We start from the raw sequence: 16,788 nt of genomic DNA, 5'->3' as shown, positions 1-16,788 counted from the left end.
CCATGAGCAGACATCTCGGCGCGATCCGCCAACTGGGGTACGTGGTAACGGATATCGAGGAAGCGATGGACCATTGGTCCCGGGTCATGGGCGTCGGCCCGTTCTTCTACAATCCGCGCGTGCCGATAGAGAACTACACCTACGAGGGGCAGCGGTACGAGGTTCACAACTCGGTCGCCCTGGCCAACTCGGGATTCATCCAGGTCGAGCTGATCCAGACGCGCAACGATGCGCCCTCGATGTATCGCGACTTCCTCCAGGCCGGGCGCACCGGGCTCCAGCACGTGGCCTTCTGGACCGAAGAGTACGATACCGACCTGGCCGCCATGGAAGCCCAGGGGTTTAATGTCAAGATGAGCGGCGAGGTCGGCGAGAACGGGCGTTTCGCCTACTTCGACCGCGAGCATCACCCCGGCACGGTGATCGAGCTTTCCGAAGTGCGTGGCCCCAAGGGCGACATGTTCCGCCTGATACGCGAGGCCTCGCAGGGCTGGGATGGCAGCGACCCGGTTCGTCCCTTCCCTTCGCTCGACAGGCGCAGCGCATGATCCGTGCCTCTTATCTCGTGGAAACCCCGCTTGACCCTCGCTCGGTAGCGGAAATGATGGCCGGGGAGCAGAGTTCGGGCACTTTCGTGCGCGTCGAAGGTGAGACCGAGGCGCTGCGAACGCGATTCGGTGCCCGTGTGGCCAGGGTCGAGGTGATCGACGAGCAGGACCACCCCAGCCTGCACAGCGCCTACCTGGAGCGCAAACGCGTCTCGGGCCCATGGCGCCGCGTGGCGGTGGAGATCGACTACCCCGAGGAGAACGTGGGCCTCAACCTGCCCAACCTGGCGGCAACGGTGGCCGGCAACCTCTTCGACCTGGGAGAGGTGACCGGGCTACGCCTCACCGGGCTCACCCTGCGCCCTGAGTACCGGGACCGCTACTTGCTGCCCCGCCTGGGCGTGGCCGGCACGCGCGCGGCGCTGGGCGTCCAGGAGAGACCGCTGTTCGGCACCATTCTCAAGCCCAATATCGGCCTTTCCCCCGAGGAGACCGCCGATCTCGTCGAGCGGCTGTGCGAGGCGGGGGTCGACTTCATCAAGGATGACGAGATCGCCGGCAACCATCCCCACGCCCCCGTGCGCGAGCGGATCAGCGCGGTGATGGCGCGGGTGCGCCGCTGGCGTCAGCGCAGCGGCCGCGACGTGATGGTGGCTTTCAACATCTCCGACGAAGTGGATGCCATGCGCGACCATGCCGACCACGTCGAAGCGGAGGGTGGCACCTGCGTGATGGCCAGCCTCAACTGGTGCGGGCTCTCGGCGATGCAGAGCCTGCGCGCCTCGACGCCGCTGGCCATCCACGGGCATCGCAACGGCTTTGGCGCCTTCGCTCGTCACCCCGCGCTGGGAATCGATTTCTCCGCCTACCAGGTACTCTACCGGCTGGCGGGAATCGACCACCTGCATGTCCACGGCATGGGCGGCAAGTTTGCCGACCTGACCGAGGAAGTGGCCAATGCGGCGAAGCTCTCGCTGCAGCCGCTCGGGCATTCGGACGACCGGGTGATGCCAGTGTTCTCTTCCGGGCAGTGGGCGGGCACCTTGCCGACGACGCTGACGGAAACCGGCAGCGCCGACTTCATGTTCCTGGCCGGTGGCGGCATCCTGGCCCATCCCGACGGAGCCGCCGCGGGGGTCAGGAGCCTGCGCGAGGCCTGGGACGCCATACAAGCCGGCGAACCGCTGGAGACCCCCGGACGCCCGGCGCTTGCCGCCGCGATCGACTTCTTCGGAGCACGCTAGGCATGCGCTACGTATTCGTTGCGGATGACTTCACCGGGGCGTCCGATACGCTCGCCACGCTGAGCCGGGCGGGCCTGAAGACACGACTCTACCTGGCCCCGCCCACCCTGGCGGAAGTGCGCGATCTCGACGCCTTCGGTATCGCGACGGCAGCTCGCAGCATGGAACGGGATGAATTGACCGCGACCATGCGGCACCTCGCCGAAGCCCTGAAGCCCCATGCGCCAGAGGTCATCCATCTCAAGGTATGCTCGACCTTCGACAGCAGCGCTGCCGTTGGCAACATCGCCGCTGCCATGCACGTGCTGACCGAAGGTCTGGCCCCGGCTACCACGGTCATCCTGGGAGGCCAGCCAAGCCTCGGCCGCTATTGCCTGTTCGGCAACCTGTTTGCCAAGGGGGGCGATGGCAACGTTCACCGGATCGACCGCCACCCCGTCATGCGAGACCACCCCGTCACTCCCATGCGCGAAGCGGACTTGCGCCGCCATTTCGACGCCCTGGGGCTGCCGAACCTGGCGCTGCTCGATCTCCTGGCGCTACGCAGCGGCGAGACGCTGTCCGGCAACCCGATGCTGTGCGACGTACTGGACGAAAGCGACCAGCGAGCGCTCAAGGAGCGGCTGGCGAATTCACCGTTTCCCCAGCTCTGGGTCGGGCCCAGCAGCGTGGCCGAGACCTGCTTTCCCGAGGCTTCTCCACCTCAGTTGCCGGACACCTTGCCTGGCCCCCTGCTGGTGTTCGTCGGCAGCCGTTCGCCCATGACCGCTGCCCAGGTGGCAGCCGCCATCGGATTTGCCAAGGTCGTCATTCCCGCCGGCTCCCTCGCGCACCAGCCTGACGAACCCTATCAACAGCTCCGCGATCTCCTGGCTTCGGGCAGTCATGTGCTGGCGGTGCTCGACGAAGATCTGGAACACGGCCTGACGCCTGCCGCCATGGCGCAGCGCTCTGCCGAGCTGCTGGCACGCCTGATGGCCGAGCATGCCGCCGGCACGGTGCTGGTGGCGGGCGGCGACACCTCCAGCCTGGCCATCCACGCCCTCGCCCCGCGCAGCATCGACTATACGGGGCAGCTGTCGCCGGGCGTCGCCATCTGCTGCGCGCACTTCGCGGATGGCAAGCGGCTACCCGTCATTCTCAAGGGTGGCCAGATGGGCGAAGTCGACTTGTTCGACAAGGTTCGCGCCAGGGTCCGGCGGGAACCGCTGTGACATGGCGACTGGCGGCTCGCCTACCCGTTCAGCCAGCCGATGCCCGCATTGAGATACCCCGCGAAGCCGACCCAGGCCAGGTAGGGCACCAGCAGCCAGGCGGCGAGTGACGAAACGCGAGCGAAGCGGCTGATCGTGAGCAGGATGAGGGCCCACAGCAGCAACAGGTCGGCCAGGGCAACGAAGATCCAGTGCAGGCCGAAGAACAGGATCGACCAGAGCCCATTGGCGACTAGCTGGGCGACGAACGGCCACAGCACCGTGAAGCGCTCCGCGGCAGGCACCCGAAGCGTAGCCCGCCAGGCGGCCACGGCCATCATCAGGTAGAGCGTCGTCCAGGCCACCGGGAACACCCAGTCGGGCGGGGTGAGCGGCGGCTTGTCGAGTGCGGCGTACCAGGCGCCGGGCGGCGTCAGCACACCGGTCATTGCGACGAGGGCGACCAGCAGCAGCCAGCCGAACAGGATCAGCAGCGAGTGGCGGGCAACAGTCATTTCGCATCTCCTTTGCGGCTCGGTATCGCCAGAGAAACGAGGCGATTGTGTGCACCCTGCACCATACTCTAAACCTGAATAACGGGATCCAGGAACGACTGGGACGGCGCAACGCCATGACCCTCCGGTTTGACGACTTCGAACTCGATACGGCGCTCTACGAACTGCGTCGTCACGGCGAGCTGCATCGCGTGGAGCCGATGGTGTTCGATCTGATCGTGCATTTCGCTCACCATCCGGATCGGGTCTTCAGTCGCGACGAACTGATCGATGCCGTATGGGCAGGTCGGATCGTCTCGGATGCCACCGTCGCTTCCTGCATCAAGCAGGCGCGCCGTGCACTGGGCGACAGCGGTGACACACAGACCTACATCAGGACGGTACGCGGCCGTGGCTTCCGCTTCACTGCGAACGTCTCCGATACCGACGACGCTCCGCCGAGACGTTTCGCAACTGCCGCTTCCCCGAAAATCAGCAGCAACGACCCCTCTCTGCTCATCCTGCCGCTGCGAGCGCTTGCCGACACGCCCGAACTCGTTCGGTTTGCCGATGCGCTGACCGGCGAGTTGAGCTCCGTCCTCACACGGATACCGTTACTGCGCCTTAGCGCCCAAGGCGGGCGTTATCTCGACCGCCCGGTGACGCCGACTACACGCGAGATTCACGAGGCGCTGGGTGTCGATTACGTGCTGGAAGGCAGCGTGCAGGCCTGGCCCAATGAAGGCGCGGAGCGCATGCGCGTCACCGTACATCTGACCGACGCCAAGTCAGGATTTAGTCTGTGGGCCGAGACCTTCGCGCTGAACGGCCCGGTGTACGATGCACTCGATGTCGGCGTGCCCATGATCATCGCCAAGCTGGAACCGCAACTGCACCGTGCCATCTATCAAACGGTAAGCAGCATCGATGGCGAGCATAGTGCACGTCAGCTCTATCTCGAGGCCAGCGGCATCCTGGCGCTCAAGGGCTGGCATCACGAGTCCTTTTCGGTGGCGGCTGACCTCCTGCGGCGCAGTTGGCGGCTGGAGCCGGGATTCGCCTTGGCGGCCGCCCACCTCTCGTTGGTCCGTGGCCTGGGGCACCGCTTCGGCCTGATGAGCGATCGCGAGCAGGCCTGGGCGGAATCGCTCGATGCCGCCGAATGCGCGTTGCAGCTCGACAGCATGGACTCGACCGTACTCGGTTACGCCGGCTGCGCGTTGGCCGATATCGGTTATCCCGAGCGTGGCGTGCCGATGCTGCGCAAGGCCGTGGAGCTCAATCCGACCAATGCCCAGGCCTGGGCGGCACTGGGCTCTGCGTACCTGGCCGGAAATCGCCCAGAAGAAGCAGTCGTCCACCTGCGCCACGGCATTCGCATCAGCCCGCTCGACAGTCGTCTATCGATCTGGGGCGCTGTGCTCGCCATGGGCCACCTGCTCCTGGGCGATCGCAGCGCCGCCCGCGAACAGGCGGAACTGGCCTGCCAGCGGGATGATCGCTGCTACATGCCCCACATCGTGCTGGCCGCAATCCACCGACGTGATGGCAGGCATGACCTTGCACGCCAGGCGCTGGGCAATGCCTACCGAATCAAGCCCGACCTGACGTCCGAGCAGGTTGTGGCACTGGTCGGGCAGAAGCATGGCATGCGTTTGTTGGCACTGTAGCGCCGGCCGCCACGTCTTCACCACGAAATTCCCCACAAATTCCCACCCGGCCCCCAAGCTGCCGTCGACGGCACTGCATAGGCTGAGTTTGTCGTTCGGTAGCACCCCCAGGGCCGCCGAGGGCAGCACTATGACAATCAATCAAAGGAGTTTTGCCATGACCCTCTCTACCTCTCTCGAATCGCAAGTCGCCGGTCCCGATTACGCGGCGATCAAGGCCAGGCAACAAGCGGTTTGGGGTGCCGGTGACTATGCCCGCATCGGCGTCACCCTGCAGATCGTCGGCGAGCAGCTCTGCGAAGCCATGGACCTGCGTGCCGGCCAGACCGTGCTAGATGTGGCAGGCGGCAACGGCAACGCCTCGCTTGCCGCGGCCCGACGATTCTGCAAGGTCGTCTCCACCGATTACGTCGAGGCGCTGCTGGCCAAGTCCGCCAAGCGTGCCGAAGCGGAAGGACTGGCGATCGACTACCAGACGGCGGATGCCGAGAATCTGCCGTTCTCCGAGGGCACTTTCGACAACGTGATCTCCACCTACGGGGTAATGTTCACGCCCAACCAGGGCCAAGCCGCCGCCGAGTTGCTCCGCGTTTGCAAGCCCGGTGGCAAGATCGGGCTGGCCAACTGGACCCCGGGGGGCTTCATCGGCCAACTGTTCAAGATCGTCGGCCGCTACGTGGCGCCGCCGGCAGGCCTGAGCTCCCCGGCGGCGTGGGGCACGCGGGATTTCCTCGACACGCATTTCGGTCCACACGTGCAGGCGATCGAGGCCCAGCCGCGTCACTTCACCTTCCGCTATCAGTCGCCACAGCATTGGGTGGATGTGTTCAGCACCTACTATGGGCCGACATTGAAGGCGTTTGAAGCGCTGGATAACGAGGCCGGCCAGGCGCTACGTGCGGAGATCCTCGCTCTGATCGATGCCCACAACCTCGCCACGGACGGCACCATGGTGGTGCCCTCGGAATATCTGGAGGTCGTCATCACGCGGTAATCGGGTGCGCTTGCCCTTTGCCGGGTGCGCCATTTCGGCGCTCCCGGCTTTCGTCTTGTGCTGTAATGACAACGACCACACACCCTCGATAACCCGACAAGGAATTCCTCATGCCCCGTCGTCCCTTCCTGCCATTCGCGTGCGCTGTTGTGATGCTCTTCTCACCGTTGGCCTTGGCCCAGCAGCCCACGCAGGAGTACCAGGCCTACGAGGACGCCCTGGCCCGCGGCGAGCGCCAGGCCAATGTGTGGCAGTACGGCTGGGCCGGGGTCTACGCCACTTCATTGGCGTTCAATGCCTACCAGGCCAGCGAGGCGGACGACCGCGACGACCGTTACGATGCCCGTGTGGGCGTGGTGAAGTCGGCGCTGGCACTGGCCGGCACGCTGATGGATGACCAGCCGCACCCGGCCGCCTACCGCGAGTTGCGCGAGGGCGATGGCGATATCGAGAGCGCCCGCCGGCTGCTGCATGCGGTGGCCGAGGAGGAACGCCAGCGCCGTAGCCTGCAGGCACGCCTGGGCTCGCTGGCGATAAATGCCGCTTCGGGGCTGTTGATCGGCGTGGGCGATGGCCGCGGCCGCGACGGGGCGATCAACTTCGCTACCGGCATGCTGATCAGCGAGCTGCAGCTGCAGACCCAGCCGCGCCAGGCCTCGGTGGCCATCAACCGCTTCAAGCCGGCGCGGGTCTCATTCGGCGACGTGCATCTCGAGGGTGAATATGCGCTGCTGGTGGCGCCCAATCAGTTGGGGGTCGCGCTGCGCTATTGAGAAGAACGGCTGAGAAGAACGGCTGAGCGGAACGGCGCGACGCCTCCTGGCACTGGTAATGAGTGCGCGCTTGGCCTGCCTTTATTTGTTATGATATAACATCTCTTCAATAGCAACCTGACACCTCCTCCATGCTCGACACGCTTCTCTGGTGGCTCACATCACCTTTCGACTACGTCTTCATGCGCCGTGCCCTGGCAGCCTGCCTGGCGCTCTCCCTCACGGCACCGATTCTCGGGGTGTTGTTGACGCTGCGCGGCATGAGCCTGATGGGCGAGGCGCTGTCGCATGCCATCATGCCGGGCGTCGCCATCGCTTTCCTGCTGGCCGGTTTTTCCCTGCCGCTGATGATGTTCGGGGGCGTGCTGGCGGGCCTGGTCACCGTGGCGCTCGCCGGCGGCGTAACGCAGTTCAGCGGCCTCAAGGAGGATGCCGCCATGGCCAGCCTGTTCCTGATTGCCATGGCCGGCGGGGTGACCATCGTCAGCCTTTCGGGCAACGCCCTGGATCTCGGCCATGTCCTGTTCGGCAGCATTTTGGCAGTGGATGGCCGTACACTGGGGCTGGTGGCGCTTGGCAGTAGCACGATCCTGGTCGGCCTGGCCATTGCCTTTCGTGCCTTGGTGGTCGAGTGCCTCGATCCGCTGTTCCTGACGCTTCAGGGGCGCCACGCCGGCTGGACGCATGCTCTTTTCATGGTACTGGTCGTGATCAGCCTGGTGATCGGCTTCCAAACGCTGGGCACCTTGATGGCGGCCGGGTTGATGCTGCTGCCTGCCGCGGCGGCGCGCTACTGGAGCCAACGGCTCGAAGGCATGATCGCCATTGCCATCGGCATCGCCCTGGCGTCCAGCGTGGCGGGGCTGCTGGTGTCCTACCACGCTGGCCTGCCTTCCGGCCCTTCCATTATCCTGCTGGCGGGGCTGGGGTACTGCGCGTCGGTCGTTCTGGGCCCCTACCGGGGGTTGAAAACAGGCCCCCGTTGGCCAAAGCGCGTCGTGTCGTCGCGGTATGCCGGGCAGTTGCGCTGAGAGGGTTCCCTTTTATTTTGAATTCTGGATACTGCCGCCCTTGGATCGGCCGATTGACTTTCATCTAGGTCGCAATGAAGACTCCCTCTTTGTCGGGCGTCTTGTTATGTTATATCTTAATTGGTTTTTGCGAGGGCCACGCATGGCACACCGCACGCATCGGCATCGCCCCGAGGGGCCGTGCCACTTTTCGTTGATGTCGCTTTCCGCCAAGCGCCGCCTGTTGCTGACGGCCGCGCCGCTGGGCGTACTTTGGCTCGCCGTCTCATGGGCGGCAGGGTGGTGGGGCTGATGGCCGAGACGTCCCCGTCACGCCTGGAACTTCACGACCTGCAGCTAGCCCAGGCCAACCGCACCGTGCTCGAGCACGTGAGCGGCCGCTTTCGCGACGGTGCGGTCACCGCCCTGGTGGGCGCCAACGGCGCCGGCAAGAGCACTCTGATCCAGGGCATCATGGGTATGCTGCGCCCGATGAAGGGCAAGGTGATCTGCTCGGTTCCCAAGGAGCGGCGCGCCTGGCTGCCCCAGCAATTGGCGCTCGATCTCACCTTTCCCATGAGCGTGGAAGAGCTGGTGATGACCGGTAGTTGGCCGAGCCACGGCGCGCTCACCGGCTACTGTGCCCGCCACTATCGCCGTGGCCGCGAGGTGATGGCGCGCCTGGGCATTTCGCACCTGGCCCACCGCCCGCTGGGCGAGCTTTCCGGCGGCCAGCGCCAGCGCGCGCTGATCGGCCGCACTCTGATGCAGGAAGCCGAACTGCTGTTGCTCGACGAGCCCTTCGCCAACGTCGATGCGGAAACCGTCGAGGTGCTGATGACGGTACTGCGTGACATGGCGGCCGAAGGCGCCACCATCATCGTGGTACTGCACGACATGGAGCAGTTGGCCCGCCTGGCGGAGGAGGTAGTGGTACTGACGGGCGGGCACGCCCGCTGGACCACCGCCCAGGCCGTGCTGCAGAGCCAACCTGCCAGCGTCGGTTCGGCACGGCTGGCGCTGGGTATTCCGGGGGTCGATGCATGATGGAGCTGCTTTACGAGTGGCTGGTCGCGCCCTTCGACTACGGTTTCATGCGCCGCGCGGCGGTGGCCGGCCTGGCCCTGTCGCTGGCCGCCCCGCCCATTGGCGTCTTCCTGATGCTGCGCGGCATGAGCCTGATCGGCGACGCCATGGCTCACGCCATTCTGCCCGGCGTGGCACTGGGCTTTCTGCTGGCGGGTTTCTCGCTGCCGGCCATGAGCCTGGGCGGCGTGATGTCGGGGCTGTTGATTGCGGTGCTGGCGGGCAGTGTGTCGCAAATGACCGGGCATCGGGAGGACTCGGCCATGGCCAGCTTCTTCCTGATCTCGCTGGCAGCGGGTGTCATGCTGGTCTCGCTGGGAGGCAGCAGCGTCGATCTCACCCATGTGCTGTTCGGTTCGATCCTGGCGGTGAACTCCACTGCGCTGGTGCTGATCGCGGCAATCAGCAGCGTGATCGTGATCACCCTGGCGCTGATCTTCCGCGCCCTGGTGGTCGAATGCCTCGACCCGCTGTTCCTGCGCGGCCAGGGCATGCAGGGCAGCCTGGTGCACGGCATCTTCCTCGGCTTGGTGGTGCTCAACCTCACCGCCGGCTTCCAGACCCTGGGCACCCTGATGGCCGTAGGCCTGATGATGCTGCCGGCCACCACGGCGCGCTTCTGGAGCAAGCGCCTGGAGGGGCTGATCACCGTCGCCATCCTGCTGGCCGCTGTCGCCAGCCTCGGCGGCCTGCTGCTCTCCTACCATCTCAGCGTTCCTTCGGGGCCGGCCATCATCCTGCTGGCAGGCGTTGGCTACGTGCTCTCCGCCCTGCTCGGCCGGCATCACAGCCTGAGGGCAAAGCTGCAGCGCCATGCCGTACCCCTCGGCACGCCAGAACCGCACTGAATGAAAAAACCAAACCACTTGAGGAGGCTTTCCATGCGACACGCTACATCCGCTGCCCTGATGCTGGGCGCTTCGGCCATGCTGGCGCTGCCTGCCGCCATTGCTGCCGAACGCGTTCAGGTCGTGACCAGCTTCAGCATCCTGGCCGACATGGTGCAGAACGTGGGCGGCGAGCATGTGGAGGTCACCTCGCTGGTCGGCCCCGACAGCGATACTCACGTCTTCTCCCCCAGCCCGCGTGATGCTCGCTCGCTGGCCGATGCCGACCTGGTGGTGTTCAACGGCCTGCTCTTCGAAGGCTGGATGGAGCGGCTGATCGATTCCAGCGACTACAGCGGCCCGCTGGTGACGGCCAGCGATGGCATCGACAAGCTCGACTACCACGGTCAGGATAATGCGCATGCCCATGGTCACGACGACCATGAGGATGACCACGACGATCATGGGCACGATGATCACGGTCACGATGACCATGACGACCATGACCATGGCGACGACGACCCGCACGGTTGGCAGGACCTGGCCACGGGCAAGGTCTATGTGGGCAATATCCGCGATGGCCTGATCGAGGCGGACCCGGACAACGAGGCCGCCTACCGCGAGAACGCCGAGCGCTACATCAACGAGCTGGAAGCCACCGACGCCGAGATTCGCGAGCTCCTGGGTGAAGTGCCGGCTTCCACCAGCGTGATCACCGGCCACGACTCCTTCGGCTATTTCGCCAACGCCTATGGCATTCGCTTCCTCTCGCCGGTAGGGCTCTCCACCGAGGCCGAGCCCAGCGCCGCCGACATGGCACAGCTGATCGACGTGATTCGCGAGCAGAACGTACGCGCCCTGTTCCACGAGAACATGACCAGCCCGGCGGTGATCAACCAGCTCGCCGAGGAGACCGGCCTACCCATCGCCGGCACGCTCTATGCCGATGCCCTGGCGGCCGAAGGCGAAGCCAGCACCTACCTGGGCATGATGCGCCACAACGCCCAGGTGCTGCATGACGCCCTGGCCGAGCCGGGCCACGATGATCACGGCCATAGCGACCATGACCACGACGATCACGGCCACGACGACCACGATCACGATCACTAGGAAGAGAATGACATGAGCCATGCAGCGCCTCGGTTACCTTCCAGGTAACCGAGGCGCTGCTCGTCACGGCCTAGAAAGCGCAGCAGCAGGCACGACTTTAGTCGCGCCTGCCGACTTCCGTCGCCACCCTGCTGTCGCATGGCTCCCCTCCGCATCACCTATCCATAACGACTTGTATATCGTTCAACCGGCCAATGCGTATTGGTTGGTTATGCCATGGCTGTCTACCTTTGCGGCGGAACCGCAATGCCTACGCTATTCCGATAACAACAAACCCGCCGCCCAGGGGCCTGAATCCTTTCACAACAACCAGAAGAGGATGAAGCATGCACGACGATACTCAATATGCGTCCGAGGAACTGAAGCCTTCCGCTCACCTGTCGCGGCGCACCTTCCTCGGGGCGGCTGCAGCCGCAAGCACAGCGGCAGTGCTCAAGCCTGGGCAGTTACTCGCCCAGGAGCGCCCCTGGGACGGCTCTCTGGTGTCTTATCCCGACCCGGCCATCGAGGTCATCGACGAGCGTTTCGGCGCCTACCGCCTGGCCAATGCGGCGGTCGAGCGCCTGGCCACCGGCTTCCGCTGGGCGGAGGGGCCGGTCTATTTCGGTGACGGCGGCTTTCTCGTCTGGAGCGACATCCCCAACAACCGCCAGATGCGCTGGCTCGAGGACACCGGCGAGGTGAGCGTCTTCCGCCAGACGTCCAACAACTCCAACGGCAACACGCGGGATCGCGAGGGGCGGCTGCTTTCCTGCGAGCACGACACGCGTCGCGTGACCCGCACCGAGCATGACGGTGCGATCACCGTGCTGGCCGACGAGTTCGAGGGCAAGCCGTTCAATGCCCCCAACGATGTCATCGTGCACCCCGATGGTGGCATCTGGTTCACCGACCCGGGCTACGGCATCCTGATGCATTACGAAGGGCATATCGCCGACTTCGAACTGCCCGAAGCCGTCTATCGAATCGACCCCGACAGCGGCCAGGTGGAGAAGATGGCCGAAGTCATGAAGCCCAACGGCATCGCCTTTTCGCCCGACTACTCCCGCCTCTATGTATCCGATACGGGTGGCACCCACACCCCCGGCCATCCCCACCAGATCCTGGTCTGGGACGTCGTGGACGACGGCACCCGCCTGGCCAACGAGCGCCAGTTCGCCGAGGTCGGGCCGGGCTTCATCGACGGCATGGCTGCGGACATGGACGGCAACCTCTGGTGCGGCGCGGTCTTCGGCGGCCTGTTCGATGCCGAGGACCACGACGGCGTTCACGTCTATGCCGACGACGGCACCCTGATCGGCAAGATCCACCTGCCGGAGCCCTGCGCCAACGTCTGCTTCGGCGGCCCCAGGCGCAACCGCCTGTTCATGACCGCCAGCCAGTCGCTCTACGCTGTCTACGTCGAGACCCAGGGGGTGGCGGTCTGGGCCGGCAACACCTAACCCCTTCCCGCCACCGGATGCCTTACATGAGCGGAGGGAATAGCCCTCCGCTTTTTTCGGCTCTCTTCCCACTCGTTCTGCGCGCGCTACTTTTGCCCTCTCCCTGGTGCTCAGCTGGCACGATCCGTCACCGCTACGATCAGGCTCCTTCGTCATTCGACCCTGAGCACGCCTCTTCGACCTCCTTTTACCCCACGACTCATGCCTTAACCGCTTCGCGGCAAGGAAAGATTGGCACGAAATGCAAAAAATGTGGCGCGATGGGTAAACCTGACCCATCGCTTTCTTCCTACCATGAACGGGCGTGCCAAGGGCCAGCAGGCCTCTCACAGGCAGCCCACACCCTTTGCACAAAAGTTCACCAAATTACACACAGGTTTATCCACAGACGCGCATTTAACGCCAAATACAAGAAAACAATCCAAAGGCCACACAATGACAACGACACGCCGCTTCGCCCTGGGTGCGCTCGCCGCTTCCCTTCTGTTCGCCGGCCAGACGGTACAGGCCGAAATCACCGACAGCGAGATCCGCATCGGTTACCTGGCCGACATGTCGGGCCCCTACCGCGACCCCATCGGTCCCATGGGGTTGGATGCCATCCAGATGGCCATCGAGGATGTCGGCGGCAGCGTGGCCGGCGCCAGCATCGAGGTGTTCAGCGCCGACGACCGTAACAGCCCCGACGTGGGCTCGAGCGTGGTGCGCGAGTGGATCGACCAGCGCAACGTCGACATGGTCACCGGCTTGGTGGCGTCTTCGGTCACCCTGGCCGCCGTACGGCTGCTGGAAGAGGAGAATCGCCTGGGGCTGGTCAACGGCGCGGTCTCTTCCGGCGTGACCAACGAGAGTTGCTCGCCCAACCATATCCACTGGGTCTACGACACCTGGGCGATGTCCAACGGCACCGCCAAGGCGATCACCCAGGAAGGCCACGCTAACTGGTACCTGCTGAGTGCCGATTACGCCTTCGGCCACGCGCTGGAGGGCGACGTGGAGCGCGTAGTACTGGAGAACGGCGGCACTATCGTGGGCAAGGCGCGCCACCCCTTCCCCAGCAGCGACTTCTCCTCGTTCCTGCTGCAGGCCCAGGCCTCCGGGGCCGACGTGATCGCACTCAACAACGCCGGCGCCGACACCATCAATGCCATCACCACCGCCGGCGAATTCGGCATCACCCAGGCAGGCCAGGTGCTGGCCGGCATGGTGCTGTTCAGCACCGATGTGCGCAGCATCGGCCTCGACGCTGCCCAGGGGCTGCAATTCACCAAGGCGTGGTACTACGACCTCAACGACGAGACCCGCGCCTGGGCCGAGCGCTTCCGCGAACGCACCGGCAGCATGCCGACCATGGTCCACGCCGGGCTCTACTCCAGCACCCTGCACTATCTCCAGGCGGTGGATGCCATCGGCACCGATGAGGCCCAGGCCGTGCGCCGGCAGATGGCGGCAACCCCGATCAACGACATCTTCGCCACCGGCGGCTACATCCGCGAGGACGGCCGCATGGTCCACGACATGTACCTGGTCGAGGTGAAGACCCCGGAAGAGTCGCAGAACGAGGACGACCTGTTCCGCGTGGTGCGCACCATCCCCGCCGAGGAAGCCTTCCGCCCACTTTCCGAAAGCCAGTGTCACTTGGTCAACGGCGCCTGAACAGGAGGACGAGATGAGGATCCAGCAGAACACCATCGGCACGGCACTCAGCCGCAGCGCACGCAAGCATGGCAACAAGTTGGCGCTGGCCTTCGAGGGCCGGCGCTGGAGTTACGCCGAGCTGAATCGGGCGGTCAACCGGGTCGCCAACCGCCTGCTTAAGGCGGGCCTGGCCCCGGGCGACCGCCTGGCCGCCTACGGCAAGAACTCCGACGCTTACGCGATCGCCTGGCTCGCCGCCACCCGCGCCGGCCTGGTGCACGTGCCGGTCAATTTCGCCCTGAGCGCCGACGAGCTGCGCTACATTCTCGAGCAGTCCGGCGCCGCCGGGCTGTTGAGCGATACGAGCCTGGCCGAGAACGTGGCCAAGGCCAGCGAAGGTCTCCCCCTCACGCTCTCCGGTACCCTGCATGCGGAAGCGTCGGAAAGCTTCGACGTGCTGCAGGTGGCTCTCGATGAAGATAGCGATGACAGCGAACCGGACATCGAAATCGATGCCTCCAGCCTGGCCCAACTGCTCTATACCTCGGGCACCACGGCAGCCCCCAAGGCGGCGATGATGACCCACCAGGCGCTGCTCGCCGAGTACATGGCCTGCATGGTGGAGCTCGACATCAAGGCCGACGAGCCGATGCTGGCCGCCCTGCCGCTCTACCACTCGGCGCAGATGCACGTCTTCCTGATGCCGGCGCTGCTGCTCGGCGCACCGGTGCACCTGCGCATGGCGCCGCTGCCCGACGACTGCCTGGCGCAGATCGCAAGCGAGGGCATCGCCTCGTTCTTCGCCCCGCCCACGGTATGGATCAGCCTGCTGCGCCATCCCGATTTCGACACCTTCGACCTCTCCACGCTGAAGAAGGCCTATTACGGCGCTTCGATCATGCCGGTGCCGGTACTGGAGGAACTGCAGCAGCGCCTGCCCGGCGTAGGGCTCTACAACTGCTACGGCCAGAGCGAGATCGCTCCGCTGGCCACCGTGCTGCGCCCTGAGGAGCACGCCGAGCGCCCGGCGTCGGCGGGCCGTCCCATCCTTACGGTGGAAACACGCATCGTCGATCTGGAGATGAACGATGTGCCGCCCGGCGAGCACGGCGAGATCGTCCACCGCTCGCCGCAGCTGCTTACCGGCTACTGGAACAAGCCCGAGATGAACGAGGAGGCCTTCGCTGGCGGCTGGTTCCACTCCGGCGACGTGGGCTACTTCGACGAAGCGGGCTACCTGTACATCGTCGACCGCATCAAGGACGTGATCAACACCGGCGGCGTGGTAGTGGCCAGCCGTGAGGTGGAAGAGGGCCTGTTCAAGCACCCGGCCGTCTCCGAGGTCGCCGTGGTGGGCCTGCCCGACGCGAAGTGGATCGAGGCGATCACTGCCGTAGTGGTGCGCAAGGAGGGCATGGAGGTGAGCGAAGAGGAGCTGATCGTCCACGCCAAGGCCCACATGGCGCCCTACAAGGCGCCCAAGCGGATCCTGTTCGCGGAGGCCTTGCCCAAGAGCACCGCCGGCAAGATTCTCAAGCGCCACCTGCGCAAGGAGCTGAGCTGACCCATGACGGCACCGCAAGACGACCTGACGCCGCTGTTCCACGACACCATCCGCCGCTTCCTCGAGCAGGAAGTGGCGCCCCACTACGAGGCGTGGGAGGCCGCCGGCGAGATGCCGCGCTCGCTGTGGCAGAAGCTCGGCGAGGCCGGCCTGCTGGGTATCGATTTGCCCGAGGAGCTGGGTGGCAGCGGTGCCGACTTCGCCATCGTCCAGTTGGCGCTGGAGGAGACCTCGCGGCAGGGCTTCGGCGGGTTGGCCAGTGCCTACAACATTCACGCCAACATCGTCATGCCCTACCTGCTGCACATCGCCACGCCGGCCCAGCGCGAACGCTGGCTGCCGGCCATGGCCAGCGGCGAGGCGATCGGCGCCATCGCCATGACCGAACCCGGTGCGGGCAGCGACCTGGCGGCAATGAAGACCCGCGCCAGCCGTACCGAAGACGGCTGGCGGCTCGACGGCAGCAAGCTCTTCATCACCAACGGTCAGGTGGCCGACCTGGTGATCGTCTGTGCCAAGACCGACCCCGCTGCCGGTGCCCGCGGTGTGTCGCTGTTCCTGGTCGACACCACCCTTACGGGCTTCTCCCGCGGCCAGCCGATCAAGAAGATCGGCCAGCACGCCAGCGACACCGCCGAGCTGTTCTTCGATGACCTGCGCCTGCCGGAAGACGCCCTGCTCGGCGAGGCCGGCGCCGGCTTCACCTACCTGATGCAGGAGCTTCCCCGTGAGCGCCTCGGCGTGGCGGCCCAGGCGCTGGGGGCCATGGAAGGCGCACTGGCGCTGACCCTCGACTACGTGCGCGAGCGCCGCGCCTTCGGCCGCGCCGTGGGCGACTTCCAGAACACCCGCTTCACCCTGGCCGAGGTGCGCGCCCAGATCGACATGGGCCGCGCCTACTTCGAGCAGTGCGTGGAGAAGCATCGCCGCGGCGAGATGAGCGCCACCGACGCCGCCATCCTCAAGCTGCAGCTCAGCGAGATGCAGTGCCGCACCATCGATGCCTGCCTGCAGCTGTTCGGCGGCTATGGTTATACCCGGGAATACCCGATCTCGCGCTTCTACCTGGATGCCCGCGTGCAGACCCTCTACGCCGGCACCTCGGAAATCATGAAGGAAGTGATCGCCCGCTCGCTGCTCGGCAAGAGCGACGCCGCCTGATCGCTTGCTCAAGGCAATTCAGAAGGGCAATTCA

General features: G+C 65.4%; 16 protein-coding genes. 15 read left to right on the top strand and 1 reads right to left on the bottom strand.

Annotated features, from left to right (window positions below; translation table 11 throughout):
- Positions 1–2 precede the first annotated feature (2 nt).
- Genes ACRWQA_RS01615 through ACRWQA_RS01605 form a run of 3 tightly spaced genes read left to right on the top strand, consistent with a single transcriptional unit; the run spans position 3 to position 3,006 of the window.
- A complete protein-coding gene (locus tag ACRWQA_RS01615) occupies positions 3–548 on the top strand; it encodes a VOC family protein (protein WP_434229548.1) in 546 nt (181 codons plus the stop codon).
- Positions 545–1,792 (top strand): RuBisCO large subunit C-terminal-like domain-containing protein, encoded by a 1,248-nt coding sequence (locus ACRWQA_RS01610; RefSeq protein ID WP_434229549.1) that lies wholly within the window; start codon positions 545–547, stop codon positions 1,790–1,792. Before ACRWQA_RS01615 ends, ACRWQA_RS01610 begins: the two co-directional genes overlap by 4 nt.
- 2 nt (positions 1,793–1,794) lie before the next feature.
- Positions 1,795–3,006 (top strand): four-carbon acid sugar kinase family protein, encoded by a 1,212-nt coding sequence (locus tag ACRWQA_RS01605; RefSeq protein ID WP_434229551.1) that lies wholly within the window; start codon positions 1,795–1,797, stop codon positions 3,004–3,006.
- 20 nt (positions 3,007–3,026) lie between these two features.
- On the opposite strand, the gene ACRWQA_RS01600 is transcribed toward ACRWQA_RS01605, so the two are convergent.
- Complete coding sequence (locus tag ACRWQA_RS01600; RefSeq protein WP_263582174.1) at positions 3,027–3,500, bottom strand: TspO/MBR family protein; 474 nt, start codon at positions 3,498–3,500, stop codon at positions 3,027–3,029.
- A gap of 116 nt (positions 3,501–3,616) precedes the next feature.
- Between ACRWQA_RS01600 and ACRWQA_RS01595 the strand changes: the two genes are divergently transcribed.
- From ACRWQA_RS01595 to ACRWQA_RS01540, 12 genes are all read left to right on the top strand, one after another.
- Positions 3,617–5,149, top strand: coding sequence for a winged helix-turn-helix domain-containing protein (locus tag ACRWQA_RS01595; protein WP_434229553.1), 1,533 nt, complete (start codon positions 3,617–3,619; stop codon positions 5,147–5,149).
- Between the two features lie 157 nt (positions 5,150–5,306).
- On the top strand, positions 5,307–6,143 hold the full coding sequence (locus ACRWQA_RS01590) for a class I SAM-dependent methyltransferase (protein ID WP_434229554.1): 837 nt from the start codon (positions 5,307–5,309) through the stop codon (positions 6,141–6,143).
- A 110-nt stretch (positions 6,144–6,253) separates the two neighbouring features.
- Positions 6,254–6,916, top strand: coding sequence for a hypothetical protein (locus ACRWQA_RS01585; RefSeq protein WP_434229555.1), 663 nt, complete (start codon positions 6,254–6,256; stop codon positions 6,914–6,916).
- A 131-nt stretch (positions 6,917–7,047) separates the two neighbouring features.
- Positions 7,048–7,947, top strand: coding sequence for a metal ABC transporter permease (locus ACRWQA_RS01580; protein WP_434229557.1), 900 nt, complete (start codon positions 7,048–7,050; stop codon positions 7,945–7,947).
- Positions 7,948–8,089: 142 nt separating this feature from the next.
- The gene (locus ACRWQA_RS01575; protein ID WP_434229559.1) at positions 8,090–8,239 is read left to right on the top strand and encodes a hypothetical protein; all 150 of its coding nucleotides are present in this window, start codon (positions 8,090–8,092) and stop codon (positions 8,237–8,239) included.
- Complete coding sequence (locus tag ACRWQA_RS01570) at positions 8,239–8,973, top strand: metal ABC transporter ATP-binding protein (RefSeq protein ID WP_263582168.1); 735 nt, start codon at positions 8,239–8,241, stop codon at positions 8,971–8,973. Before ACRWQA_RS01575 ends, ACRWQA_RS01570 begins: the two co-directional genes overlap by 1 nt.
- Positions 8,970–9,860 (top strand): metal ABC transporter permease, encoded by an 891-nt coding sequence (locus tag ACRWQA_RS01565; RefSeq protein ID WP_263582167.1) that lies wholly within the window; start codon positions 8,970–8,972, stop codon positions 9,858–9,860. The genes ACRWQA_RS01570 and ACRWQA_RS01565 overlap by 4 nt, the downstream gene beginning before the upstream one ends.
- A 33-nt stretch (positions 9,861–9,893) precedes the next feature.
- Positions 9,894–10,949: a metal ABC transporter solute-binding protein, Zn/Mn family gene (locus tag ACRWQA_RS01560; RefSeq protein ID WP_434229560.1), complete on the top strand. Its 1,056-nt coding sequence runs from the start codon at positions 9,894–9,896 to the stop codon at positions 10,947–10,949.
- A 326-nt stretch (positions 10,950–11,275) separates the two neighbouring features.
- A complete protein-coding gene (locus tag ACRWQA_RS01555; protein ID WP_434229561.1) occupies positions 11,276–12,391 on the top strand; it encodes an SMP-30/gluconolactonase/LRE family protein in 1,116 nt (371 codons plus the stop codon).
- A 435-nt stretch (positions 12,392–12,826) separates the two neighbouring features.
- On the top strand, positions 12,827–14,047 hold the full coding sequence (locus ACRWQA_RS01550) for an ABC transporter substrate-binding protein (protein ID WP_434229562.1): 1,221 nt from the start codon (positions 12,827–12,829) through the stop codon (positions 14,045–14,047).
- A gap of 13 nt (positions 14,048–14,060) precedes the next feature.
- Positions 14,061–15,593 carry a fatty acyl-CoA synthetase gene (locus ACRWQA_RS01545; RefSeq protein ID WP_434229563.1) on the top strand — a complete coding sequence of 511 codons (1,533 nt, stop codon included), beginning with the start codon at positions 14,061–14,063 and terminating at the stop codon, positions 15,591–15,593.
- 3 nt (positions 15,594–15,596) lie between these two features.
- Positions 15,597–16,754 (top strand): acyl-CoA dehydrogenase family protein, encoded by a 1,158-nt coding sequence (locus tag ACRWQA_RS01540; protein WP_434229565.1) that lies wholly within the window; start codon positions 15,597–15,599, stop codon positions 16,752–16,754.
- Positions 16,755–16,788: the final 34 nt, after the last annotated feature.

Source organism: Billgrantia sp. C5P2 (assembly GCF_051062895.2).
This window is presented reverse-complemented; position numbering and strand designations above follow the sequence as displayed.